The organism is Pantoea dispersa (genome assembly GCF_019890955.1).
Lineage (GTDB): Bacteria > Pseudomonadota > Gammaproteobacteria > Enterobacterales > Enterobacteriaceae > Pantoea > Pantoea dispersa.
Genome location: NZ_CP082346.1, coordinates 3082937 through 3108266, shown reverse-complemented (window position 1 = coordinate 3108266; position 25330 = coordinate 3082937). Strand labels below are relative to the sequence as shown.

General features: G+C 58.7%; 24 protein-coding genes. 18 read left to right on the top strand and 6 right to left on the bottom strand.

Translation table 11 applies throughout. The annotated features are described in order from the left end of the window. Positions 1-11 precede the first annotated feature (11 nt). The 3 genes from uraD (at position 12) to katG (ending at position 3331) form a co-directional block, all read left to right on the top strand. Positions 12-506, top strand: coding sequence for a 2-oxo-4-hydroxy-4-carboxy-5-ureidoimidazoline decarboxylase (gene uraD, locus K7H94_RS14625; RefSeq protein WP_222951245.1), 495 nt, complete (start codon positions 12-14; stop codon positions 504-506). Then, on the top strand, positions 503-838 hold the full coding sequence (gene uraH, locus K7H94_RS14620; protein WP_058758020.1) for a hydroxyisourate hydrolase: 336 nt from the start codon (positions 503-505) through the stop codon (positions 836-838). Before uraD ends, uraH begins: the two co-directional genes overlap by 4 nt. Positions 839-1132: 294 nt before the next feature. Continuing rightward, on the top strand, positions 1133-3331 hold the full coding sequence (katG, locus tag K7H94_RS14615; RefSeq protein ID WP_215786497.1) for a catalase/peroxidase HPI: 2199 nt from the start codon (positions 1133-1135) through the stop codon (positions 3329-3331). 44 nt (positions 3332-3375) lie between these two features. Here the strand turns inward: katG and K7H94_RS14610 are convergent, their stop codons facing one another. The 3 genes from K7H94_RS14610 to fadE form a co-directional block, all read right to left on the bottom strand. Beyond that, entirely contained in the window at positions 3376-4149 is a 774-nt protein-coding gene (locus K7H94_RS14610; RefSeq protein WP_222951244.1) for an amidohydrolase, read from the bottom strand. Next, positions 4137-5297, bottom strand: coding sequence for a pyridoxal phosphate-dependent aminotransferase (locus K7H94_RS14605; RefSeq protein ID WP_222951243.1), 1161 nt, complete (start codon positions 5295-5297; stop codon positions 4137-4139). The genes K7H94_RS14610 and K7H94_RS14605 overlap by 13 nt, the downstream gene beginning before the upstream one ends. Positions 5298-5481: 184 nt before the next feature. Continuing rightward, positions 5482-7932, bottom strand: a complete 2451-nt coding sequence (fadE, locus tag K7H94_RS14600) for an acyl-CoA dehydrogenase FadE (RefSeq protein WP_222951242.1) — start codon at positions 7930-7932, stop codon at positions 5482-5484. Positions 7933-8161: 229 nt separating this feature from the next. Here fadE and lpcA point away from each other — a divergent pair, with 229 nt between their 5' ends. Beyond that, the gene (gene lpcA, locus K7H94_RS14595; protein WP_021507284.1) at positions 8162-8740 is read left to right on the top strand and encodes a D-sedoheptulose 7-phosphate isomerase; all 579 of its coding nucleotides are present in this window, start codon (positions 8162-8164) and stop codon (positions 8738-8740) included. A gap of 48 nt (positions 8741-8788) precedes the next feature. Continuing rightward, complete coding sequence (locus K7H94_RS14590) at positions 8789-9556, top strand: class II glutamine amidotransferase (protein ID WP_127833720.1); 768 nt, start codon at positions 8789-8791, stop codon at positions 9554-9556. On the opposite strand, the gene dpaA is transcribed toward K7H94_RS14590, so the two are convergent. Beyond that, positions 9527-10270, bottom strand: coding sequence for a peptidoglycan meso-diaminopimelic acid protein amidase (gene dpaA / locus K7H94_RS14585; RefSeq protein ID WP_021507282.1), 744 nt, complete (start codon positions 10268-10270; stop codon positions 9527-9529). The genes K7H94_RS14590 and dpaA overlap by 30 nt on opposite strands. Before the next feature lie 244 nt (positions 10271-10514). On the opposite strand from dpaA, the gene dinB reads away from it, so the two are divergent. After that, on the top strand, positions 10515-11570 hold the full coding sequence (gene dinB, locus K7H94_RS14580; RefSeq protein ID WP_058758014.1) for a DNA polymerase IV: 1056 nt from the start codon (positions 10515-10517) through the stop codon (positions 11568-11570). 100 nt (positions 11571-11670) lie between these two features. Further along, positions 11671-14223, top strand: coding sequence for an Ig-like domain-containing protein (locus K7H94_RS14575; protein ID WP_222951241.1), 2553 nt, complete (start codon positions 11671-11673; stop codon positions 14221-14223). 65 nt (positions 14224-14288) lie between these two features. Here the strand turns inward: K7H94_RS14575 and pepD are convergent, their stop codons facing one another. After that, positions 14289-15749: a beta-Ala-His dipeptidase gene (pepD, locus tag K7H94_RS14570; protein WP_058776015.1), complete on the bottom strand. Its 1461-nt coding sequence runs from the start codon at positions 15747-15749 to the stop codon at positions 14289-14291. A gap of 254 nt (positions 15750-16003) precedes the next feature. Between pepD and gpt the strand changes: the two genes are divergently transcribed. From gpt to crl, 3 genes are all read left to right on the top strand, one after another. Beyond that, positions 16004-16462: a xanthine phosphoribosyltransferase gene (gene gpt / locus K7H94_RS14565; protein WP_021507279.1), complete on the top strand. Its 459-nt coding sequence runs from the start codon at positions 16004-16006 to the stop codon at positions 16460-16462. A gap of 120 nt (positions 16463-16582) precedes the next feature. After that, complete coding sequence (frsA, locus tag K7H94_RS14560; RefSeq protein WP_222951240.1) at positions 16583-17830, top strand: esterase FrsA; 1248 nt, start codon at positions 16583-16585, stop codon at positions 17828-17830. Between the two features lie 109 nt (positions 17831-17939). Continuing rightward, positions 17940-18341: a sigma factor-binding protein Crl gene (crl, locus tag K7H94_RS14555; protein WP_021313042.1), complete on the top strand. Its 402-nt coding sequence runs from the start codon at positions 17940-17942 to the stop codon at positions 18339-18341. Between the two features lie 80 nt (positions 18342-18421). Here the strand turns inward: crl and ompC are convergent, their stop codons facing one another. Then, positions 18422-19504: a porin OmpC gene (gene ompC / locus K7H94_RS14550; RefSeq protein ID WP_021507277.1), complete on the bottom strand. Its 1083-nt coding sequence runs from the start codon at positions 19502-19504 to the stop codon at positions 18422-18424. Positions 19505-19750: 246 nt separating this feature from the next. Between ompC and proB the strand changes: the two genes are divergently transcribed. The 8 genes from proB (at position 19751) to K7H94_RS14510 (ending at position 25328) form a co-directional block, all read left to right on the top strand. After that, a complete protein-coding gene (gene proB / locus K7H94_RS14545) occupies positions 19751-20854 on the top strand; it encodes a glutamate 5-kinase (RefSeq protein WP_222951239.1) in 1104 nt (367 codons plus the stop codon). 10 nt (positions 20855-20864) lie between these two features. After that, positions 20865-22118 (top strand): glutamate-5-semialdehyde dehydrogenase, encoded by a 1254-nt coding sequence (gene proA, locus K7H94_RS14540; protein ID WP_222952056.1) that lies wholly within the window; start codon positions 20865-20867, stop codon positions 22116-22118. Between the two features lie 353 nt (positions 22119-22471). After that, positions 22472-23203, top strand: a complete 732-nt coding sequence (locus K7H94_RS14535; RefSeq protein ID WP_031279669.1) for a S24 family peptidase — start codon at positions 22472-22474, stop codon at positions 23201-23203. Between the two features lie 412 nt (positions 23204-23615). Continuing rightward, the gene (locus tag K7H94_RS14530; RefSeq protein ID WP_010618015.1) at positions 23616-23894 is read left to right on the top strand and encodes a transcriptional antitermination N peptide; all 279 of its coding nucleotides are present in this window, start codon (positions 23616-23618) and stop codon (positions 23892-23894) included. Between the two features lie 178 nt (positions 23895-24072). Beyond that, complete coding sequence (locus tag K7H94_RS14525; protein ID WP_222951238.1) at positions 24073-24540, top strand: lysozyme family protein; 468 nt, start codon at positions 24073-24075, stop codon at positions 24538-24540. A 2-nt stretch (positions 24541-24542) separates the two neighbouring features. Then, the gene (locus K7H94_RS14520; protein WP_190286078.1) at positions 24543-24887 is read left to right on the top strand and encodes a DUF7940 domain-containing protein; all 345 of its coding nucleotides are present in this window, start codon (positions 24543-24545) and stop codon (positions 24885-24887) included. Then, positions 24884-25177 (top strand): hypothetical protein, encoded by a 294-nt coding sequence (locus K7H94_RS14515; protein ID WP_058769339.1) that lies wholly within the window; start codon positions 24884-24886, stop codon positions 25175-25177. Before K7H94_RS14520 ends, K7H94_RS14515 begins: the two co-directional genes overlap by 4 nt. Beyond that, complete coding sequence (locus tag K7H94_RS14510; RefSeq protein WP_125310414.1) at positions 25125-25328, top strand: hypothetical protein; 204 nt, start codon at positions 25125-25127, stop codon at positions 25326-25328. The genes K7H94_RS14515 and K7H94_RS14510 overlap by 53 nt, the downstream gene beginning before the upstream one ends. Positions 25329-25330: the final 2 nt, after the last annotated feature.

The following is a 25330-nucleotide window of genomic DNA, read 5'->3' as shown; positions in this document are numbered from 1 at the left end:
GGAGCCGGGAAATGGATCTGATCGATTTTAATCAGGCGAGCGCCGCGCAGGCGCAGGCGGCGATTGCCCACTGCGTAGCGATTCCCGCCTGGCAGCAGGCGCTGGTGGCGGCGCGGCCGTTCGCCAGCCTGACGGCGCTGTACACCACGGCGCAACAGCTGGCGCTGGCGTGGCAGGGTGACGCCTTGCAGCAGGCGCTGAGCGCCCATCCGCGCATCGGCGAAAAAGCGCAGGGCGCGGGCAAAGAGGCCGCGCTGTCGCAGCAGGAACAGGCGGCGATGCAGCAGGCTAACGGCGCGCTGCAGCTGGCGATGCTGGCCGGTAATGAGCGCTATGAGCAGCGCTTCGGCCGGGTGTTTCTGATTCGCGCCAAAGGGCGCAGCGGTGAACAGATGCTGGCGGAATTGCAGCGCAGGCTCAACAATGATGAAGAGACTGAGCAGCAGGAAGCACTGGCGCAGCTGCGGGAAATTACCCTGTTACGGCTTAAGGAGAGCATTACATGAGCACCATCACCACCCATATTCTCGACACCGCGCTGGGCAAACCGGCGATTGGCGTCGCGATGTCGCTGGAGCAGAACAGCCCTGAGGGCTGGCTGCCGGTGGCCGAGGGCGAAACCGACAGCGACGGGCGCATCAAAGATCTCACGCCTGAACCGCTGGCGCCGGGCCACTATCGCTTAACCGCGGAGATCGGTGACTATTTCGCCGCCGACGGGCGTGATGCGCTGTACGTCAGCGCGCAGATTGATTTTGTGATTGGCACCGCCGGCAGCCATTATCACCTGCCGTTCCTCATTTCCCCGTGGTCGTGGTCGACCTACCGCGGAAGTTAATCCAGGTCGCCATAAATGGCGCAATGCTTGTCTGTTAAATTGTAAATCCGCTTAACAACGGTTGCGTTTTGGTAGCGGCGCAATTTATTGCGCGATAAATCGCGCCGCTACGAATCTTGTGCGACTTGCAGTACCGGCTTCATACCCTCTCAGGCCCGCTTAAATTCGTGCTCTCTATCACAAACCTCGCGCTTGAAAGCCAGTAACTATCAAAACCTTCGGTCCATCCAAATATATTCTGCAACACGGTGCGGTTATCTTAACCGGACAACGTGAAGCCAATGGAGCCGAGAAATGAGCACGCCCGAAAATAATGATAATGCAGCCGCCTCAGGAAAATGCCCCTTTCATCATGGAGCATCGGAAGAGAAAAGCGTTTTAGCGCGTGGCGCCGGAAGCGGGACAACTAACCGCGACTGGTGGCCAAACATGCTGCGCGTCGATCTGTTAAACCAGCATTCCAGCCGTTCTAACCCCCTCAGTGACACTTTCAACTACCGTGAAGAGTTCAGCAAGCTGGATTACGCCGCGCTGAAAGCCGATATTCGTGCGCTGCTGACCGACTCGCAATCCTGGTGGCCTGCCGACTGGGGCAGCTACATCGGCTTGTTTATCCGTATGGCATGGCACAGCGCCGGCACCTACCGCACCATCGACGGTCGCGGCGGTTCCGGACGTGGCCAGCAGCGCTTTGCGCCGCTCAACTCCTGGCCGGATAACGTCAGCCTCGACAAAGCGCGTCGTCTGCTGTGGCCGGTGAAACAGAAGTATGGTCAGAAAATATCCTGGGCCGATCTCTACATTCTTGCCGGTAACGTGTCGCTGGAAAACGCCGGCTTCCGCACCTTTGGCTTTGGTGCCGGTCGTGAAGATGTCTGGGAACCGGACATGGACGTGGACTGGGGACATGAGACCGAATGGCTGGCGCACCGCCATCCGGAGAGCCTGGCAAACGCGCCGCTCGGTGCGACGGAAATGGGCCTAATCTACGTGAACCCGGAAGGCCCGGAAGCCAGCGGCGATCCGCGCTCGGCGGCCCCGGCGATTCGCGCCACCTTCGGCAACATGGGCATGAACGATGAAGAGATCGTCGCGCTGATTGCCGGCGGACACACGCTGGGTAAAACACACGGTGCCGCCGCGGCCAGCCACGTGGGCGTCGATCCGGAAGCCTCGCCGCTGGAAGCGCAGGGTCTGGGCTGGCACAGCAGCTACGGCAGCGGTGCTGGTGCTGATGCCATCACTTCCGGTCTGGAAGTGGTATGGACGCAAACCCCAACGCAGTGGAGCAACTACTTCTTCGAGAACCTGTTCAAATATGAGTGGGTACAAACGCACAGCCCGGCGGGCGCGATTCAGTTCGAAGCGGTTGATGCCGAAGCGATTATCCCGGATCCGTTCGATCCAGAGAAAAAACGCAAGCCGACCATGCTGGTCACCGACCTGACGCTGCGTTTCGATCCGGAGTTCGAGAAGATTTCGCGTCGTTTCCTCAACGATCCGCAGGCGTTCAACGAAGCCTTCGCCCGTGCCTGGTTTAAACTGACGCACCGCGATATGGGACCAAAAGCGCGTTACCTCGGTCCGGAAGTGCCGAAGGAAGATCTGCTGTGGCAGGATCCGTTACCGCAGGCCACGCATCAGCCGACGCCGGATGACATCACCGATCTGAAAGCGAAAATTGCCGCTTCGGGTCTGAGCGTCAGCCAGCTGGTCTCTGCGGCCTGGGCGTCCGCTTCCACCTTCCGTGGCGGCGATAAACGCGGCGGGGCGAACGGTGCCCGTCTGGCGCTGGCACCGCAGAACGGCTGGGCGGTCAACGCCAGCGTCACCCGCGATGTGCTGCCGGTGCTGCAGAAGATTCAGCAGGAGTCAGGTAAAGCGTCGCTGGCGGATGTGATTGTGCTGGCGGGCAGCGTCGGGATTGAGCAGGCGGCGGCAGCGGCAGGTGTCGCGGTGCAGGTGCCGTTCACGCCGGGCCGCGTGGATGCGCGTCAGGACCAGACGGATGTCGAGTCATTCAACGTACTGCAGCCGCTGGCCGATGGTTTCCGCAACTATCGCCGCGTGCAGGGCGGTTCTTCTACCGAAACCCTGCTGCTGGACAAAGCGCAACAGCTGACGCTGAGCGCGCCAGAGCTGACGGTACTGCTGGGTGGTCTGCGCGTGCTGGGTACCAACTTCGACGGCAGCGCGCACGGCGTGTTTACCGATCGCGTGGGCGTGCTGAGCAACGACTTCTTCATCAATCTGCTGGATATGCGCACCGCATGGCGCGCCACCGATGAGAGCGCTGAGCTGTTCGAAGGCCGCGATCGTCAGAGCGGAGAAGTGAAGTACAGCGCCACCCGCGCCGATCTGGTGTTTGGTTCTAACGCCATCCTGCGCGCGCTGGCGGAAGTTTATGCCAGCAGCGATGCGAAGCAGAAGTTCGTTAACGACTTCGTGGCCGCCTGGACCAAAGTGATGAACCTCGACCGGTTCGATCTCTAAGCAACTGACGTGAATAACGCGAACCCCGGCCTGGCCGGGGTTTTTTATTGGTTCAGCGTATATTCATCGGCGTCGCGCCAGGCCGGGAAGCGTTCGCGATAGTCCTGCAGCGCCTCCAGTGATAACTCGGCGTCGAGGCGCGCGCGGGCGAAGGGTTCAGCGGCCGCGAGGATCTCACCCTGCGGCGAGATAATCCGGCTGTCGCCGCTGTATTGATGCTGATTGCCGTCACTGCCGACGCGGTTACACCCGGCTACATAGGCCTGATTCTCAATGGCGCGCGCCAGCAGCAGCGCCTGCCAGTGCAGCGCGCGCGGTGCCGGCCAGTTGGCAACGTACAGCGCCAGATCGTAATCATTCTGGTTGCGCGAAAACACCGGGAAGCGCAGGTCGTAGCAAATCTGCGGCAGAATACGCCAGCCGCGCCAGTGGAACACCTCGCGCGTTTCACCGGGTACATAGTGCTGGTGCTCACTGGCCATACGGAATAGGTGGCGTTTGTCGTACTGGTGCAGCGTGCCGTCGGGCTCCACCAGCAGGAAACGGTTTACCGCGCCCTGGTCGCTCTGAATCGCCGCGCTGCCGCCGACCAGGGCATTCAGGGCTTTGGCATGACCGTGCAGCCACGTCACTACCTGATCCTGCGGCAGCGAACTGGCCGCCGCCTCCATGGCGAAGCCGGTGGTAAACATCTCCGGCAGCAGGATGACATCGCGGCCCGTCAAGCCCTGCAGCACCTCATCAAAATGGCGCAGGTTGGCCGCGCCATCCATCCAGATCAGGGTTTCCTGTAATACGGTAAGTTTTAAAGCTGACATAAACGCTCCGCAGCGGCGTCGAGCGTCGCTTCCTGTTTAGCAAAGCACAGGCGAATGAGCTTGTGGGGGAAAGGGTCCGCGCAGAACACCGACAGCGGAATCGCCGCCACGCCCACTTCGCGGGTTAACCACTGGCAGAAACTGACATCATCCAAATCGGAAATGGCGCTGTAATCCACCAGCAGGAAATAGGTGCCGGCACAGGGCAGCACCTTAAACCGGCTGGCGGCCAGCGCCTGCGTCAGGCGGTTACGCCGGGCGCGATAGAATGCCGGCAGCGCATCAATATGGTCCGGCTGCTGGCGCAGCATATCGGCAATCGCCAACTGCGCCGGGGTATTCACTGAAAAAGTGAGATACTGATGCACTTTGCGGATTTCGGCGCTGATCGCCGCCGGAGCGATGCAGTAACCCACTTTCCAGCCGGTCATATGAAAGGTTTTGCCGAAGGATGAGACTGCGATGGCGCGCTGACGCAGGTCGGCATGTGCCAGCACGCTGGCATGGCCCTGCTCATCAAAACAGATGTGCTCATAGACTTCATCGCTGAGCACATAAATTTCCTGTCCGGCAATCGCCTGCCACAGCGCGGCGTAGTCGCTGGCGTGCCACACGGTGGCGGACGGATTATGCGGCGTGTTGACGATCACCAGCCGGGTGCGCGCGCTGAGCAGGCTGCTGAAGGCCTGCCAGTCAACCTGAAAAGCGGGCGGCTGCAGCGCGATGCGTTTCAGCACGCCGCCGGCCAGCTGAACCGCCGGCGCATAGCTGTCGTAGCTGGGATCGAAGCAGATCACCTCGTCGCCCGGCCGCACCAGCGCGGTGATCGCGGCATACAGCGCTTCGGTCGCGCCCGCTGTCACGGTGATGTCGCTGTTGATATCCGGCCGATGACCGTACATGTCTGCGGTTATATCGGCGATTGCCTCGCGCAGCGGCAGGGTGCCAATCATCGGCGCGTACTGGTTAGCGCCTTCGCTGACGTGATGTGCCAGCCGCTGCTGCAAATAGCGCGGGCCGTCAAAATCGGGAAAGCCCTGTGACAGGTTGATGGCGTTGTGCTGGGCGGCGAGGGCGCTCATTTGGGTAAAAATGGTGGTGCCGAGCGCCGGTAGTTTGCTCTCGGGGATCAGGTTGGGCTGCGTCATTATCGGGTGCCTTAAGCGCGAATGTCGTTGCGGAGTAACCTTGTGCTGCAGCCACTATAAACAGGATGTTAACACTTGGCAATCGAGACGCTTAGACGTCTAAACGTGGCTGGCGCAGACGCTGAGTGCGCTTATCCGCTGCCGCAGGCCATAAAAAAAGCCTCCGGCTGGAGGCTTTTTACGGTTACGCCGCTTCGCTGGGGCGGGCGCTCGGTTTGGGTTTGCTGTCCGGTTTGGCCACCGCCAGCGCCTCGGGCGCAAAATCATCCACGTTAATGGACTTCAGCCGGCTGGCTTCGGCCCGCGTCAGCACCTTCGCTTCACTCTCGTCAATCCAGCCTTCTTTCAGCGCGCGCTGGGCCAGCGCATCCAGCCGGGTGAAGGAGAAGTGTTTTTTCTGCTGCTGACACAGACGATCGTGAATCACTTCCGCCGCCATTACATCCTGCAGCGCCTGCTCCAGCTGACCGGCCGGGTTGTGCTCACTCGGGGTCAGATACTGGCCGCGGCCCAGACGGGTGCGGGTTGCGGACGGCAGCTGCAGCATTTTGGCCAGTTTATGATCCAGTTTATCGGACGGTGCCGGGCAGTGTTTGCCGCCGGCGAAAATCACCAGCCGCAGCGCACCCGCAACCAGGCGATTCGGGAAGTTGCGCAGCAGATCGTCCATCGCCACTTCCGCCTGATGCAGCGCATCCTGCACGCCCCAGTGCACCAGCGGCAGATCCGCCTCGTTGCGGCCTTCATCGTCATAGCGTTTCAGCGTGGCGGATGCCAGATACATCTGACTCAGCACATCGCCGAGGCGTGCCGAAATACGTTCGCGACGTTTCAGGCTGCCGCCCAGCACCGCCATCGACACATCCGACAGCAGCGCAAGGTTGGCGCTCAGGCGATTCAGCTGCTGATAGTAGCGGCGGGTCGCGTCACGGGTTGGCGTAGCGCTGGTGCGGCCGCCGGTCAGGCCAAGCCACAGGCTGCGCACTTTATTACTGCCGACGTGGCCGATATGGCTGAACAGCGCGCGGTCAAAGGCGACGAGATCGTTGTTCGCGGCGGCGTTCATCTCTTCCAGCACCCACGGGTGGCAGCGGATTGCGCCCTGGCCAAAGATAATCATGCTGCGCGTCAGGATGTTCGCGCCCTCAACGGTGATGGCGATCGGGGCGCCCTGATAGGCACGCGCCAGGAAGTTGTTCTCGCCAAGCATGATGCCTTTACCGCCGGCGATATCCATTGCATCAATGATGGCGCGCTGGCCGCGATGGGTGCAGTGGTATTTGACAATCGCTGAGAGCACCGCCGGTTTTTCGCCCAGCATAATGCCGCTGGTGATCAGCGTCGCCGCCGCGTCCATCACGTAAGCGTTACCGGCGATGCGCGCCAGCGGCTCCTCAATCCCTTCCATTTTACCGATAGAGACTTTGAACTGGCGGCGAATGTGCGCGTAGGCACCGGTCGCCAGCGCCAGGCTTTTCAGGCTGCCGGTGGCGTTAGACGGCAGGGTAATGCCGCGTCCCACCGACAGGCACTCAACCAGCATACGCCAGCCCTGACCGGCCATCGCCGGACCGCCGATGATGTAATCGATCGGCACAAAGATATCTTTGCCGCGCGTCGGCCCGTTCTGGAACGGCACGTTCAGCGGGAAGTGACGTCTGCCAATCTCAACGCCTGGCGTGTGGGTCGGGATCAGCGCACAGGTAATGCCCAGCTCTTCGGTTTCGCCCAGCAGATGATCGGGGTCGGAGAGCTTGAAAGCGAGGCCGAGCACGGTGGCAATCGGTGCCAGGGTAATGTAGCGCTTGTTCCAGGTCAGGCGCATGCCCAGCACCTGCTGGCCCTGCCAGTCGCCCATGCACACCACGCCGGTATCCGGAATGGCACCGGCGTCGGAGCCCGCTTCCGGGCTGGTCAGCGCAAAGCAGGGGATTTCATCGCCGCGCGCGAGGCGTGGCAGGTAGTGATCTTTCTGCTCATCGGTACCGTAATGCTGCAGCAGTTCACCCGGGCCCAGCGAGTTCGGCACGCCGACGGTGATCGCCAGGATCCCGGACACGCCTGCCAGTTTTTGCAGCACACGCGCCTGCGCGTAAGCGGAAAACTCCAGACCGCCGTACTCTTTTTTGATGATCATGGCAAAGAAGCGGTGCTGCTTGAGGTAAGCCCACAGCTCCGGCGGCAGATCGGCCATTTCATGGGTGATTTCGAAGTCGTTAGCCATGCGGCAGGCTTCTTCCACCGGGCCATCCAGAAACGCCTGTTCCTCTGCGGTCAGGCGCGGCTGCGGATAGTTGTGCAGTTTCTGCCAGTCCGGTTTGCCGCGAAATAGATCGCCTTCCCACCAGGTGGTGCCGGCGTCGATCGCCTCTTTTTCGGTGCGCGACATCGGCGGCATCACCTTCTGGAAGCTGTGCAGAGCCGGCTTAGAGAACATGCTGCGGCGCATCGCCGGCAGGTTGAAAGGCAGCAGAATAATGGCCAGCGGCAGCAGCAGCCACGGCGTCCACAGGCCGGTGGCGGCCAGTGCCGCGGTCCACAGCAGCACAATCGCACTGCTGAGCCGCAGTGAAACCTGATGGTAGAAGAGGGCGCTAATTAACACCAGCGTCGCGATGATCGAGGCAAGCAACATAATGAACCGCTCCGTAAGTTGTAAGAGGTCTGACCTGTTAGTGATAAGGTTTAGAGCAGCGCACGAAATTTATCAATCTGTTTACACCGCAATTACAACCGAACTCACAAAATCGCGCCGGCAATTGGACGCCAGCGCGGCGTCGCGCTTTTCCCTGCTGCGGGCGCTTTGCGGCTCTGGCCCATTCCGTTAAACTTGCTGGGTCAATTTTCCTCTAAAGGACATCCCTATGTATCAGGACATTATTCGCTCAGAACTCAATGAAGCCGCCGATACGCTCAATAAGTTCCTGAGTGATGAAGCCAACATTCACGCCATTCAGCGCGCAGCCGTGCTGCTGGCCGACAGCTTCAAAGCCGGTGGCAAAGTGCTCTCCTGCGGCAACGGCGGCTCGCACTGCGATGCCATGCACTTCGCTGAGGAGCTGACCGGGCGCTACCGCGAAAATCGTCCTGGCTATCCGGCCATCGCCATTTCGGATGTCAGCCATCTCTCCTGCGTCAGCAACGATTTTGGCTACGACTATGTGTTCTCCCGCTACATCGAGGCGGTCGGGCGCGAGGGCGATGTGCTGCTGGGGCTGTCCACTTCGGGTAACTCGGCCAACATCATCAAAGCCGTAGAAGCCGCGCGCGCCAAAGGCATGAAAGTGATTACCCTGACCGGCAAAGACGGCGGCAAAATGGCCGGTACGGCCGATATCGAAATTCGCGTGCCGCACTTTGGATATGCCGATCGCATTCAGGAGATTCACATCAAAGTGATCCACATCCTGATGCTGTTAATCGAAAAAGAGATGGTTAAGTGATGACGTGCTCCTCCCGCGCCCGCGGGAGGTTCTGATAAGGCGGTTGCTATGTGCGAATTGCTCGGGATGAGCGCCAATGTCCCCACGGATATCTGTTTCAGTTTTACCGGTCTGGTGCAGCGTGGCGGTGGAACCGGGCCGCACAAAGATGGCTGGGGCATCACCTTTTACGAAGATAAAGGCTGCCGCACCTTTAAAGATCCGCTGCCGAGCTACAACTCGCCGATTGCCCGCCTGGTGCAGGAGTATCCGATCAAGTCGCATTCGGTGGTGGCGCATATTCGTCAGGCCAATCGCGGCCAGGTGTCACTGGAAAATACCCATCCGTTTACCCGCGAACTGTGGGGCCGCAACTGGACTTACGCGCATAACGGCCAGCTAAAGGGCTATCGCCAGCTGGAGACCGGGCATTTCCGTCCGGTAGGCGAAACCGACAGCGAAAAGGCGTTTTGCTGGATTCTGCATAAGCTGGCTGAGCGCTATCCGCGCACGCCGGGCAACTGGCCGGCGGTGTTTCGCTATGTGGCGGAACTGGCGACGGAGCTGCGTCAGAAGGGCGTGTTCAATATGCTGCTGTCTGACGGACGCTATCTGATGGCCTTCTGCTCAACCAATCTGTACTGGATTACGCGCCGCGCGCCGTTTGGCAAAGCGAAGCTGCTCGATCAGGATGTGGAGATTGACTTCCTGCAGCAGACGACGCCGAAAGACGTGGTGACGGTGATTGCGACGCAGCCGCTGACCGGTAATGAAACCTGGCACCGCATCGTGCCAGGTGAGTGGGCATTATTTTACCTGGGTGAGCGCCAGGAATGATTTCGACGCCGCTTCCGGCGTGGTCATGACCGGCGTGTTGTTCACCGCATACTGACCGGTTGCCGTCACGTTGACCGTTGGCGGCACGTGGTATTTGGCGAAGTAAGCATAGCCCGGCTGCAGTTCACGCCAGAAGCTGATGTAAGTCGAGTAACGATGACGCTGCATGTTGCTGTCGGTCATGCGGAACGGGAAGATGTTGACCTGCACATCCTGCTGACCGTTACGCAGCGCGGCGTTCACGTAAGTGAAGATCTCATCCATCGATGCGTTGGTCATGGCATAGCAGCCCACGGACACGCAATCGCCGTGAATCATCAGATAGTTACCGTTATAGCCTTTGGCGCGATCGTACTGATTCGGGAATCCGGTATTGATGGCGCGATAAAAACGGCTGTCCGGCTTAAGCTGATTCATCTTCACGTTATAAAAGCCTTCCGGACTTTTAAAATCGCCCTGACGACGTTTCGGCCCGAGGCCGCCGGAGAAGTTACAGATGCGATAGCTGTCCAGCAGACGATATTCATTACCGATTTTGCCGTACAGTTCCAGCGTACGCTCTTCCTTGAAGATCTGAATAAATACCGGTGTACCCAGTAATTGTTTCTTTAACTCTTTGCTCACCGGAGCCAGCGGCTGCATTGGCTCAGGCGTCATTGCCCAGCTCAGGAGCGGCATAAGAATCATCGCAAACAATAATGCGATTCTGCCCATTCTGTGTGTACCTTGAAGTGAAGAGGAACGCTGACGCAGTGCGTCACTGTATTGCATTATCGGAAATATCCGCTACCGCAGCGCAACATTATCATTGTCTGGCGTTTAATCAAGCCGGAGTCCGAGAAAATGGTGCAATCCTAAAGGGAATACGGCCACAAATTTGTAAACTTTAATCGCACGCGCCACAAATATTGCCGTTGTTTTTCTCTGCTGTATACTTATCCAGTATCCGGAGGGGCGTATGCGCAAAATCATTCATGTCGATATGGACTGCTTTTTCGCGGCAGTGGAAATGCGTGACGATCCTTCATTACGTGATATCCCGATTGCCATCGGCGGCAGCCGCGTGCAGCGTGGGGTGATCAGCACCGCCAACTATCCGGCGCGGAAATATGGCGTGCGCAGCGCGATGCCGACCGCCACGGCGCTGCGCCTCTGTCCCCATCTGAAACTGCTGCCCGGCCGCTTTGATGCCTATAAAGAAGCTTCGCAGCAGATTCGCGCCATCTTTACCCGCTATACGCCACTGATTGAGCCATTGTCGCTGGATGAAGCCTACCTGGACGTCACCGACAGTGAACACTGCCAGGGATCGGCCACGCTGATGGCGCAGGCGATTCGCGCCGATATCCTGCGCGAAACCGGCCTGACCGCGTCCGCCGGCATTGCGCCGATCAAGTTCCTCGCCAAAATCGCCTCAGACATGAACAAGCCTGACGGCCAGTATGTGATCACGCCGCAGGCGATGCCGGACTTTCTGCTGACGCTGCCGCTGAGCAAGATTCCCGGCGTGGGTAAAGTGGCCACCAAAAAGCTCGAAGAGATGGGGCTGCGCACTTGTGCTGACGTACAACAGGCCGATCTGGCGCAGCTGCTGAAGCGCTTTGGAAAATTTGGCCGCGTGCTGTGGGAGCGCAGCAACGGCATCGACGATCGTGACGTAGTGGTGGAGCGCGAGCGCAAATCGCTGGGCGTCGAGCGTACGCTGGGCGAGGACATCCATCACTGGGAGCAGTGCCTGGAGATTATTGATTTTCTCTATGCCGAGCTCGATCGCCGTCTCAGCGCGATCCGCCCGGATAAGCAGATTGCACGCCAGGGCGTAAAGCTGAAGTTCAACGATTTCCAGCTCACCACCCAGGAGCATGTCTGGCCGGTGCTGAATAAAGACGACATGATCGCCGTGGCGCGTCAGGCCTGGGATGAGCGCCGCGCCGGACGCGGTGTGCGGCTGGTGGGGCTGCACGTCACGCTGGTAAATCCACAGCTGGAGCGCCAGCTGGTGCTGGGACTGTAACGCCGCGCCCGCTTCCGCTCTCTTCGGGACGTTTCGTACATCGTTCCACTAATGAATCGCCAACAATGCACGCTTTTACACTCCTCACTCAAGGTGCAACATGGCAAATTATTACTCAACCCGCCCGACCATTACGTCAATCTATGATGATGTTGGCGAGACCGGCGTCGTTTCACGCGGCGGGTTCACTGACGATGTGCGTCCACGCATTACCGGTAAAGCGAATCCGGGGGCGATGATTTACCTCTATGACAACAATCGGGTTATTTACCAGTTTCAGGCCGGGCGCGACGGGACCTTTGACGTGACCTTCGGGTATGACTTACCGCCGGGAGCACACAGTTTCCGGTTATCCAGTCAGGGCCAGTACAGCGAGCCTTACGCGATCAATATCTCCTCAGTCAACGTCGAGCCGCCGAAAATTCTCTCACTGTACGATAACGTGGGTGAAACCGGTAATGTGCTGCACGGTGACAAGACCGACGATCGCCGCCCGCTGATCAAAGGCAGCGGCACGCCGGGGGCCACCGTGACGCTGCTGGATAACGGTACGGTAATCGGCCAGACCCGCATTGATGCCAAAGGCAACTGGAGCCTGCAGCCGTCGCGCGATCTGCCATTAGGTGAACATAACCTGACGGTGCAGAGCCAGGGCATGACCAGCAGCGGCTTTAAGGTCGAGGTGGTGCCGGTGAAAACCATCAAACCGGAAATTCTGGAAATCTTTGACCGCGTGGATGAAACCGGCCTGCTGAAGACTGGTGATGATACCGACGATCGTCGTCCGCTGCTGAAAGGCGTGGGCACGCCGGGTGCGGTGGTGTGGCTGATGGACAATGGCCGCGGCATTGCTTATACCGTGGTGGATAAGCAGGGCAACTGGACGCTGCAGCCGACTAACGATTTGGCGCTGGGTAAACACCACCTCGCGGTTTACATCAATGGCGTGGTCAGTGAGCCGGTTGAACTCAACGTGGTGATCCGTGAAGGATCTGAGCCGGTGATCGTGGCTATTCATGACAATGTGAATGAAGTGGGGGTGGTTGAGCCGGGTAAAGACAGCGACGATCGCCGTCCGATTGTCAGCGGCACCGCGCTGCCGCACACCACCATCTGGCTGCTGGATTCTGGCGGTATCCTCGGCAGCGCGCGTTCGGATGCGCAAGGTAACTGGAGTATCAAGCCGGATATCGAACTGCGTTATGGTCTGAATAAGCTCTGGGTCAGCAATGGCGACTCGGTCAGCGACATCTATCCGATTAACATTGTGCCTATGCAGGGGCAGGCACCGGAGATCCACGCGGTGTATGACGATGCGGGCTACCATGCTGGTAATGTTGCCAACGGCAGCAAAACCGACGATGCACGGCCAACCCTGAGCGGCAAAGGCATTCCGGGCGAAACCGTCACGCTGCTGGCTAACGGGATTCAGGTGGCGAACACCCTTGTAGATGCGCACGGTAACTGGACGATGGAGCCGTACCGCGATCTGGATCCGGGCAGCTACAGTCTGGTGGTCGACAGCAACGGTAAGAAGAGCGCGCCGTGGAAGATTGACGTGGTGGCGGAAAACCGCATTCTGAATCTGTACGATGATGTCGGGATGGAAGGAACCATCGGCAATAATGGCGTCACCGATGATACGCGTCCCAAAGCAAGCGGCATGGGTCAGCCGGGCAGCCTGGTTAAACTGATTGTGGGCGGTACGGTATTAGGCAGTGCCATCGTCAATGAGAATGGACTGTGGCAGATTGAGCCGGTGCGCGACTTACCGGTGGGTTCACATAAACTGATGGTGGTAAGCGACGGTTTTTACAGCCAGCCTTTCTATGTTGAGATCGTGGCCGCAATGGAAGACGCGCCGGAGATCCTGTGGCTGGACGATAACGTGCGCAACGTTGACTACATCTCTGAAAACGGCAACTTCTACGATCGTCGTCCGGTCATGACCGGCCAGGGGCGCGCTGGCGCGCTGGTGGAAATTTTCGATAACGGCGTGTCGATCGGTAGCGTGAAGATCCAGCCGGATGGCATGTGGCAATTCCAGCCGCACAGCGATCTCGCGGTGGGTGATCATGATCTGGTGGCGAAAGTCGCGGGTACAGGCGGCAACACCATGCCGATCACTGTCGTTGAGCTGAAAATTACTCAGGTGCTGGATGATGTCAACGAGCCGGCGCTGCTGCAGCCAGGCGATATCACCGATGACAGCAAGCCGCAGTTTAAAGGCACTGGCTTGCCGGGCGAATTCATTTATCTGCTGGATAACGGCGAAAAAGTCGGTTCCGCTAAGGTAAACAGCAAAGGTGAGTGGACGCTGGAACCCAAATGGCACCTTGAGCCGGGTGAGCATAACTTCGAAATTCAGGGGCGTCATCTGAAGACCGAAGCGTTCAGCCTGGTGGTTGAAGAGCCGGTTGAAGAGGATTTCACGATGCTGACGCTGGATAAAAGCTCGCTGACGCTGACGTCGCTGCTAAGCGATGCTGCGCCGCAGCTGTTCAGTGAGTCGCCGCAGTCTGCCTCTCCCGCCACGCTCAGTCTGGACAACCTCGATCTGCGCGTCGAGAGCGGCGTTCAGCTGGCACGCAGTGAGACGCTGCCGTCACTGGAGATGCTGCCGCTGGAAGAGAGCTACAGCGCGGTCGCCTGACGTGGCACCGTTACCGTAAATAAAAAATCCTGCCCGGAGGCAGGATTTTTTTTATCGCAACGGCGTTACGCTTTTTCCGGTACTACGTTCAGCAGCGCGGTCAGCAGTTTCCAGTACAGACCGACGCTGTCGATGTGCACCTGCTCGTCCGGCGAGTGCGGACCGGTGATGGTAGGCCCAATCGATACCATGTCCATGTCCGGATACGGTTTTTTGAACAGACCGCACTCCAGACCGGCGTGAATCACCTGAATGTTTGGCGTCTTACCAAACAGCGCTTCATAGGTCTTACGCGTCAGCGCCATGATGGGCGAGTCGGCATCCGGCTGCCAGCCCGGGTAACCGCCTTTCGGCGCGGTTTTCGCCCCGGCCAGCGCACCCAGCGAAGTCAGGGTTTCGACCACCCAATCTTTACCGGTGTCGATCAGCGAGCGAATCAGGCAGATGATCTCGGCGCTGTCCTGCTCCATGGTGACCACGCCGACGTTAAGCGAGGTTTCCACCACGCCTTTTGCCACGTCCGAGTTGCGAATCACACCGTTTGGCGTGCTGTTCAGCAGGTTGATGAAGCGATCGCGGCTGTCTGCGGTCAACGCCTGGCCCTGATGCGCCAGCGGCTCGCTCAGCACGGTGACGTTCTTCTCTTTACTGCCCAGCTCATTCTGCAGCGTGGCCTGGAAATGGGCGGCAGCAGACTTCAGCGCATCCACTTTATGGCTGTCGATGGCCAGCGTAGCGAACGCCTCGCGCGGAATCGCATTGCGCAGCGTACCGCCGGTGAACTCAATCAGACGGATATCCAGCTCAGCCGCGTGCACGGCAAGGAAGCGCGCCAGCAGCTTGTTGGCGTTGCCGAGACCAAGATGAATGTCCGCGCCGGAGTGGCCACCTTTCAAACCTTTCAGCGTCAGCTTCAGGGTTTCGAAACCGGCAGGCACGGCCTCGCGGCTCAGCGGCAGGGTAGTGATAAAGTCGATACCCCCGGCGCAGCCCATATAGATCTCACCTTCCTCTTCCGAGTCGGTGTTGATCAGGATGTCCGCCTGCAGCCAGTTTGGTTGCAGACCGAAGGCGCCGTCCATGCCCGACTCTTCGGTCATGGTCAGCAGCACTTCCAGCGGACCGTGGGTCAGACTGTTGTCCGCCAGCACCGCCAGCGCAGAGGCCATACCGATACCGTTATCCGCACCCAGCGTGGTGCCGCGCGCTTTCACCCACTCGCCATCAACGTACGGCTGAATCGGGTCTTTGGTGAAGTCGTGTACCGTGTCATTGTTCTTCTGCGGCACCATATCAAGGTGCGCCTGCAGCGCCACCGGAGTACGGTTTTCCATGCCTGCGGTAGCAGGTTTACGAATCAGGATATTGCCGACCTGATCGCGTTCAACCCAGAAACCTTGCTCTTTAGCCCAGCCAACAACGTATTCGGCCAGCGCTTCTTCATGGTAAGAAGGGTGCGGAATCGAGCAGATTTTTGCGAAGATATCCCACAGCGGCTGCGGGGAAAGTTGAGACAATTCAGACACAACGCGTCTCCTGTGTCAGCGCGGCGGACATACCGCTCGCACGCGGGTTTCCAGTGAAAGATCGCCGTCAGCACATCTGACGTGATGGGCCAGAGAATATCACTGTTTCCTGCCGGGTGCGCCATCGGGCGCGCTAAAAACCTGCAACCGATGTGACGGGTGCTGGTTTTTAACGCGTCAGATCCTTATAATCTCGCGCAACCTTTTCCCCCTTGCATATTTTTAAGCCAATCTCATTGGCCGGGATTCCTTTTATGAGCGAAAAATACGTCGTTACCTGGGACATGCTGCAGATTCATGCCCGTAAACTGGCCCAGCGCCTGCTTCCTGTGGAACAGTGGAAAGGCATCATCGCGGTCAGCCGCGGTGGTCTGGTTCCGGCATCGCTGCTGGCGCGTGAACTGGGGATTCGCTACGTCGATACCGTGTGCATCTCCAGTTACGATCACGATCACCAGCGTGAAATGAAAGTGCTGAAGCGCGCAGAAGGCGACGGTGAAGGTTTTGTGGTCATCGACGATCTGGTGGATACCGGCGGTACCGCGCAGGCGATTCGTGATATGTATCCAAAAGCGCGTTTCTGCACCATCTTCGCCAAGCCGGCTGGCCGCGCGCTGGTGGACGACTACATTGTCGATATTCCGCAGAACACCTGGATCGAGCAGCCGTGGGACATGGGCGTGGTGTACATTCCGCCGATTGTAAAAAGCTGATTGATGCAACGCAAACAACGCCCGGTTATGCCGGGCGTTGTGCTTTCTGCGCCTCGCGCCCGTGCGGCGGGTGCAGTACACTCTTAGCCATCTATGCGACTGCCGCAGGAGAAGCTTAAGATGGCCGAGAAAAACCTCAGCGAAGAACTGTTCAAACCCCGCTTCAAACACCCGGAAACCTCCTCGCTGGTGCATCGCCAGCACCACCCGACGGCGCAGGTGCACAATGCCCTGGAAGGCGATACCCAGCGCGGCTGGTATCGCATGCTGAATAAGCTGCTGTGGACGTGGCGCGGCCTGGCGCCGCAGGAGATCAGCGAAGTGCTGGCGCGCATTGCCGTCAGTGAGTTTGAACACACCGACGAAACGCTGCTGGATACGGTGATTGGCTATCGCGGCGGCAACTGGAACTATGAGTGGTCGAAGCAGGCGGCGCTGTGGCAGCAGCGCGCGATGCAGAACGCCGATCACGATGAGGCCGGCCAGCAGTGGCTGCATGCCGCCAATCTGTACAGCCTGGCCGCGTATCCCTACATTAAAGGTGATGAGCTGGCGGATCAGGCGCAGGTGCTGGCGAATCGCGCTTATGAAGAAGCCACCCAGCGCCTGCCCGGCGAGCTGAAATCCCTGACCTTTCCCATCAGCGGCGGCAGTCCGGTCACCGGCTTCCTGCATATGCCGGCGCAGGCCAGCGCGCCGTATCCCACCGTGCTGCTGTGCGGCGGCCTCGACTCGCTGCAGAGCGACCATTACCGGCTGTTTCACGATTATCTGGCACCGCGCGGCATCGCCATGCTGACGCTGGATATGCCGTCGGTGGGTTTCAGCAGCAAATGGACGCTTAACCAGGACACCAGCCAGCTGTATCAGCAGGTGCTGCGCGAGCTGAGCAACGTGCCGTGGATTGACCACACGCGCGTGGCGCTGTTCGGTTACCGCTTTGGCGCCAACGTGGCAACGCGGCTGGCTTACCTTGAGGTGCCGCGTCTGCGCGCGGTGGCGTCGCTCGGGCCGATGGTGCATCACGTGTTTGTCGATGCGCAGCGCCAGCAGCAACTGCCGGATATGTATATGGACATGCTGGCCAGCCGGCTGGGCATGTCGTCGACCTCCGACAGCAATCTGCGCATCGAGCTCAACCGCTATTCGCTCAAAGTGCAGGGCTTGCTGGGTCGCCGGACGCCGGTGCCGATGCTGGCCGCTTTCTGGCCCAACGATCTGTTCAGCCCGGAAGAGGAGGCGCAGCTGATCGTCAACTCCTCGGCACAGGGCAAGGCGCTGGCGATTCCCGCCACGCCAGTGTTTGCCAGCTTTGATAAGGCGCTCAATCAAATTTGCGACTGGCTGGCAAAACAGTTGCAGCGCTAACTGGCGAAATACGCAGACTCTGCTACAACTTATCTTCGGGAAAATACGTGCGGTGGCGTTTTGCCGCCGCGCTGCGTTTTATACGGTTTATTTGAGGGAGAGAGTTAGCATGACGTTACCGAGTGGTCACCCCCGTAGTCGCCTGCTTAAGCGCTTCACCGAATTGGGGCCGTACATCCGTGAAGGACAGTGTGAAGAGACGCGTTTCTTCTTTGATTGCCTGGCGGCGTGCGTCAACGTCAAACCGGCGCCGGAAAGCCGCGAGTTCTGGGGCTGGTGGATGACGCTGAACGCCTATGAAGATCACTTCACTTACGAATACCACTTCGGCCTGTTTGATAAAGACGGCGACTGGAGCGTGGCCGCCATCAAGGGCAAAGAGAACAATGAGAAAGTGGAGAGCACGCTGCGTAATTTCCACGAGCGCCTGAAAGCCACGCTGCATGAGTTTAAGCTTGATCTCAGGCCCGCGGCAGGGTTCAAAGAAGAGCCGGTTAAACTCAGCGCCTGAACCTGAGTCAGACCTGAATAAGAAAGAGCCGGTGATGAGCCGGCTCTTTTTTACAGACACAGACAGGGTAATGCTGACGCTTAGAACTGGTAGGTCAGACCGACCGCCACCACGTCATCGCTGTTGATGCCCAGCGGGTTGTTGTCATCCAGCTGGTTGATTTTGTAGTCAACCATGGCCGACATGTTTTTGTTGAAGTAGTACGTCATCGCCACGTCGACATATTTCACGATGTCCGCATCGCCAATGCCTTCAATGTCTTTGCCTTTGCTCTGCACATAGCCCAGCGATGGACGCAGACCGAAGTCGAACTGATACTGCGCAACCACTTCAAAGTTCTGCGTTTTATTCGCCACGCCGCCCGTGATTGGCGTCATGTTACGGGTTTCAGAGTAGGTCGATGCCAGGTAGATGCTGTTCGCGTCATATTTGATGCCCGCGCCCCAGGCTTCCGCTTTGTCACCACGGCCCAGACGGGTCGCCACGTCCTGCGAGTTGGTCCGGTCAGCAGAGGAGATCGCACTCATCAGGCTGACACCGCTATCGCCGAGGGTGTAACCCAGTGACGCACCGTAACCGTCGCCGTTCTGCTTAGGAATCTCTGAACGGCCGTTGGCGCTGGTGGAATCGTTCTTGCCCTGATACTGCACCGCGAAACGCAGGCCATCCACCAGACCGAAGAAATTGCTGTTGCGGTAAGTGGCGACGCCAGAAGTACGGCCCAGCATGTAGGTGTCGGTGTAGGCGCTGTCGCCACCGAATTCTGGCAGCACGTCGGTCCATGCCAGCACATCGTAAACCACGCCGTAGTTACGACCGTAATCAACAGAGCCGTAGTTACCAAACTTCAGACCGGCAAAGCCCAGACGGGTTTTGTTACCGATGTTAGCGTCGGTGTTGGTTTCTGCGCGGTTACCCTGGAACTGATATTCCCACTGACCGTAGCCGGTCATCAGGTCGTTAATCTGCGTCTGCCCTTTGAAGCCCAGACGGATGTAAGTTTTGTCGCCGTCAGCGGCTGCGTTGTCGCTGAAGTAGTGCATGCCTTTCACACGACCGTACAGATCCAGTTTGTTACCGTCTTTGTTATAAACTTCTGCGGCTTGTGCGGTTGAGGCCAGAGCCAGCGCGGAAACGATGAGTGCCAGTGTGCTTTTCTTCATTTTGCTATCAATCCCAATGAGTAAAATTTGTTGTACCCGTGAAAAGGTTTGTAAAACACGGGACGTTTTACCGACTGGCAATGAAGGTTTTATGACATTTTTTCTGATTTCTTGTTAATCGCGAACTTTTGGTCTACCCGCTTGTCAGGCGTTTTTTGTGCTTTTCCCCTTGCCGCTGTTGGCTTCCTTGCTGACTCCTGTTAAAACGTCCCTTCGCAGATTTTTTTCTTACATGGCAGGAAAAACATGAGTGGCAGTCAGACCCTGGTGGTCAAATTGGGTACCAGCGTCCTCACCGGCGGATCGCGCCGGCTGAACCGGGCGCATATGGTGGAGCTGGTTCGGCAGTGTGCACAACTGCACGCCGCCGGTCATCGCATTATCATCGTCACCTCAGGCGCGATTGCCGCCGGTCGCGAACACCTTGGTTACCCGGAACTGCCACCGACCATCGCCTCAAAGCAGCTGCTGGCTGCGGTGGGGCAGAGCCGTTTAATCCAGCTGTGGGAGCAGCTGTTCTCCATCTACGGTATCCATATCGGGCAGATGCTGCTGACGCGCGCCGACATGGAAGACCGTGAACGCTTCCTCTACGCGCGCGATATGCTGCGCGCGCTGCTCGACAACCATATCGTGCCGGTGATTAACGAGAACGACGCGGTGGCAACCGCGGAAATCAAGGTTGGCGATAATGACAACCTGTCCGCGCTGGCGGCGATGCTCGGTGGTGCCGATAAACTGCTGCTGCTGACCGATCAGCCAGGCCTGTTTACCGCCGATCCGCGCACCAATCCCGATGCAGAACTGATCAGCGATGTGCATCAGATTGATGATGCGCTGCGCACGCTGGCTGGCGGCAGCGTCTCCGGTCTCGGCACCGGCGGCATGGCCACCAAACTGCAGGCGGCGGATGTTGCCTGTCGCGCCGGCATTGACGTGATCATTGCGGCCGGCAGCCGCGCGGATGTGATCGGGGATGTGCTGCATGGCAAACCGGTGGGGACGCGCTTCCACGCGCAGCAGTCACCGCTGGAAAACCGCAAGCGCTGGATCTTCGGCGCGCCACCGGCGGGCGAGATCACCATTGACGACGGCGCGCTGGCGGCGGTGCTGGAGCGCGGCAGTTCGCTGCTGCCGAAAGGCGTCCGTGACGTGCAGGGCAATTTCTCGCGCGGCGAAGTGATCCGCATCCGTAACCTGCAGGGGCGCGATATCGCCCACGGCGTCACGCGCTACAACAGCGATGCGATGCGCATGATCGCCGGTCATCACAGTCAGGAGATTGGTGAGATCCTCGGTTACGAATATGGCCCGGTTGCGGTGCACCGCGACGATATGATCGTCAGTTAAGGAGCGGATGATGTTAGAACAGATGGGTAAAGCGGCGCGTGAAGCGTCGTACAAACTGGCGGAGCTCTCCACCGAACAAAAAAATCAGGTACTGCTGACCATCGCCGATCGGCTGGAAGCGGAAAGCGCTGACATTCTGGCGGCTAACCAGCAGGATCTGGCCGATGCGCGCACTAACGGCATGAGCGCGGCGCTGCTCGATCGTCTGACGCTCAACCCGCAGCGCCTGAAAGGCATCGCGGATGACGTTCGCCAGGTGTGCCGTCTGGCCGATCCGGTTGGCCAGCTGATCGACGGCGGGCTGCTCGACAGCGGCCTGCGCATTGAGCGACGTCGCGTGCCGCTTGGCGTGATCGGGGTGATCTACGAAGCGCGCCCGAACGTCACGGTCGACGTGGCGTCACTGTGCCTGAAAACCGGCAACGCGGCGATTCTGCGCGGCGGTAAAGAGACCTGGCGCACCAACGCCGCCACGGTGCGGGTGATCCAGAACGCGCTCATTGAGCATGATTTACCGGCAGCAGCGGTGCAGGCGATTGAGAACCCTGATCGCGAACTGGTGAATCAGCTGCTGAAGCTGGATCGCTACGTTGACATGCTGATCCCGCGCGGCGGTGCCGGGCTGCACAAGCTGTGTCGCGAAAATTCCACCATTCCGGTGATCACCGGCGGTATCGGCGTGTGCCATCTCTATCTCGACGAAACCATGGAGACGGACGCCGCGCTGGAGGTGATCGTCAACGCCAAGAAGCAGCGTCCCAGCGCCTGTAACTCGCTGGAAACGCTGCTGATTCATCGCGATCAGGCTGAGCGTTTCATTCCGGCGTTTCTGCAGCGTATGGCGCAGGAGAACATTGCGCTGCACGCTGACGAAAACGCGCTGGCGCTGCTGCAGCAGGGCCCGGCCAGCGTGGTGGCGGTGCAGATGCACCAATACGACGATGAGTGGCTGTCGAACGATCTGAACGTCAAGCTGGTGGCGGACCTCAATGAAGCGGTCGCGCACATCCGCGCGCACGGCACCCAGCACTCCGACGGCATTCTGACGCGCAGTATTGGCAACGCCAATCGCTTCGTGAATCAGGTCGACTCATCGGCGGTGTACGTCAACGCCAGCACCCGCTTTACCGACGGCGGCCAGTTCGGTCTCGGCGCTGAAGTGGCGGTCAGTACGCAGAAACTGCATGCGCGCGGTCCGATGGGCCTCGAAGCGCTCACCACCTACAAATGGATTGGCTGGGGCGACGATACCCTGCGCCGTTAGTTTTCTCTCCGGCATCATAATGGGCACCTGACGCGGTGCCCTTTTTGATCGCTTTCGATCCAGTTATTTCCAGAGCTTTTCGTTTTATTCCTGTCATCTGTGGCGCGCCTGCGGCTTTTCGCCCATTTTTTGCTGTGGGTGCTGGTCTCAGCGTTACAGAACAATCCTGAAAACCCCTGTCAGAACAAGCTGTCAGAGATTCATTACTGGTTTCCACCAGGGCGAAGAGGATAATGATCGTCCAGCTTTATTGATAAAAGCGGTTGGGTAGTAAACTAGCGGTAATATAAAATGAACTGGTAGCAAAAATGAAAATAACATTCAGTCTTTTACTGATGGCAGACTATTAACTGATGGTTAAAAAAGAGAGTACGAGACAAGCTTTTACTGCCAGGCTGATTGCCGCATGCGAGAGCGCGGGAATTGTCGGACATGGACGGAACAAACAGGTCGCTCAGGCACTGCAACAACGGGGATGCAGGATCTCAACTCCAGGGGTCTGGAAATGGTTTAACGCGCAATCCATTCCGGATGACAGTAATCTGCTGGCGCTCAGCCAGCTGTTAGGCGTGCGCGTGGAGTGGCTGCAGTTCGGCATGGAAAAACCGGATGTGGCGCTTGCCCGTCAGCGCCTGATCGATCCGCAGCACATGTTCCGCGTCGAAAGCCTGGACATCGGGCAACGCAGCGCACAGGGTATTGTCGCGCGCGACGAACTGGTCGAGACCATTCAGGCGATTGAATACGGTCTGGATGAGGCGCGCGTGCTGTTTAACGGCCGCCCGGCCGAAAATATCCGGCTGATTGCCCTGAACAGTGACTCCATGGCCGGTACTTTTGCTCCGCGCGATCAGCTGTTCGTTGATATCAGCGTGCACCGCTTCGACGGCGACGGCATCTATCTGTTCAATCTCGACAACCAGCTCTACCTCAAGCGGCTGCAGTTACAGCACAAGAAGGTGGCGGTGATCTCCGATAACAAACGCTACGAGACCTGGTATCTGACGCTGGACGAAGCGGCGTCGCTGCAGGTGATTGCCCGCGTCATCATGAGCCAGGCGCGTGACTATCAGATTCTGGGCTGAGCAGCAGTGCGTTAACCGGCAAAAAAATAATCCGGCTGAAATCAAAAATTTAACTGTCGGTAAATAAAAAATTAACTGTCAGTGTTTGCCAATGCATTAGAACCTGTTAATAATTTGACCATAGATGGACGACATCTCTGCTCCCGGACGAGCCCGCTCTTAAACAATTGAGGCGCTGCACAAGCGCGAGACAACCCACCCAAAGTCAGTGAATTTTGGGATGGGGTGGATACGCACTTAGCAGCGTCGTCAGTTGTCCTCTGCTTTCACTCTCCTCTGCTTATACCTGGCCGTTTTTTACGGCCGGGCAAGCCAGTTGCGGGTGATTGCAGAGGGGCCACGGACGTCCCGGTCTGTGCCGAATCGCCGTGCTCACCACCCCATCGCCAAAGACTCATTCACAGGAGGAGTTATGGCGATTATTCAATATGGCAAATCAGTCTTTAGCGGAAACGCGCGCACCCGTCGCCACCGGCGGCGTCAGCCGCTCAGCCGCCTGAAGCGCAGCATCGACACTGCCCTGGGCCTGGAGTGTGATGAGATCACCCTGCGCACCGCCGAGCGCATCTGCCAGCGGGAAATCCGCTCCCGGGTAGACCGCGCAGTACTGGCGCCCACCCGGCCCTGCAACGACAACCCCAGCTTTGATAACTGCTGTTTGCCCCACGTTCATCTGTATGCCGTGCGTTAATTCTCTGCTGTTTTCCCAGTTCTGAACGGAACGTTTCACCTTCCCTCACTGTTTAGTTGCGCTTGAGCGTTGCGCTTAACGGCTGCCTGTCGCCCGGCGCAACCGATCAGCGAGGTTTATGTGTTGTGGTTATTTGCGCAGCTTTTCATGCCGTTGCGCCCGTCAAAGAGGAACCGTTATGAGCCAAATCATTGCCATTTTGAATTTCGAAGAGGGATACCGCGAAGCGCCTTACCTCGACACGCAGGGATTTCCCACCGTTGCGGGCGGTATTCGCATCGGGCCGAAAGGCGCGTCGCTCAGCCACTATATCTTCCGCGTGCCGCGCCGCGTTGGTGACGTGTGGAAGCAGTGCATCGTTGAGGGCAAGGTGCAGGAGATGCAGCAGCGCGCGCTGGTGGAGCAGGCACTGAGTCAATGCAACGAGGCGCGCAGCGATGTGCTGATCAGCATGGCCTACCAGATGGGCGTCGACGGTCTGGCGCTGTTTCGCGGCATGCTCACCGCGGTGACGCAACGTGATTTCGACGCGGCGGCGAACGCCATGCTCGACAGCCTGTGGGCGCGGCAAACTGCGGGGCGCGCCCGGCGTCATGCCGAAGTGATGCGCACGGGCACCTACGACATCTACAGGGGGCTGTTATGAACATGCGCTGGCTGTTGTTCATTATCGCCGTGCTGGCGGCCATCATCCTGCTGCTGTTGCTGCAGCGCTTCACCACGCTGGAGTTTGTTAAACACGCGCGCCTGCTGTTTAAAACCTGGTCGGTGTGGCTGGCGTCGCTGGGTTCAATGCTCAGCGCCTGGGTGCAGTCGTTTCCCTCGTCAGCGCTGGATGCGTGGAATGCGCTGCCGGCGGATATCAAAGAGATTCTGCCGCACAACTATCTCGGCCTGATCGGCGCCTTCATGGTGGCGATGGGCGTACTGGCGCAGTTCGTGCGTCAGAAGAACCTGGTGGAGCAGAGAAAAACGCTGGAGGACAAACCATGAGCTTTCTTCTTTCTCAGCTTGCCGGCAGCTGGCACTGGCTGGCGGCAATTGGCGGCGTGATTGCCGCGCTGATTGCCAGCTACGCCGGCGGTAAAAAAATCGGCAAGGTGCAGCAGCAGGCGAAAGCTGATGTTGCGCAGGCCGAAAAGACCGCCGCGCAGGCGGTTGAAGTTAATCAGCAGCAGCAACAGCTGCGTGAGGAGGCCAGACGTGTGGAAACCCGCAACGGTAATCTTGATGACGCTGCTGCTCGTGACAAGCTGCAGCAGTCGAAATACCACCAACCCTGAGGCGCCCGTCGTTATCGACTCCGCCTGTTCGTTATTTTCCCCGATTTATACCCACGGCAATGACGCCGAACGCATGGACATTCGCACCGTGCGCGCCATCAACAACCACAACGATCTCTGGGATCAGCACTGCCGTCCAGCGGCGCACTGACG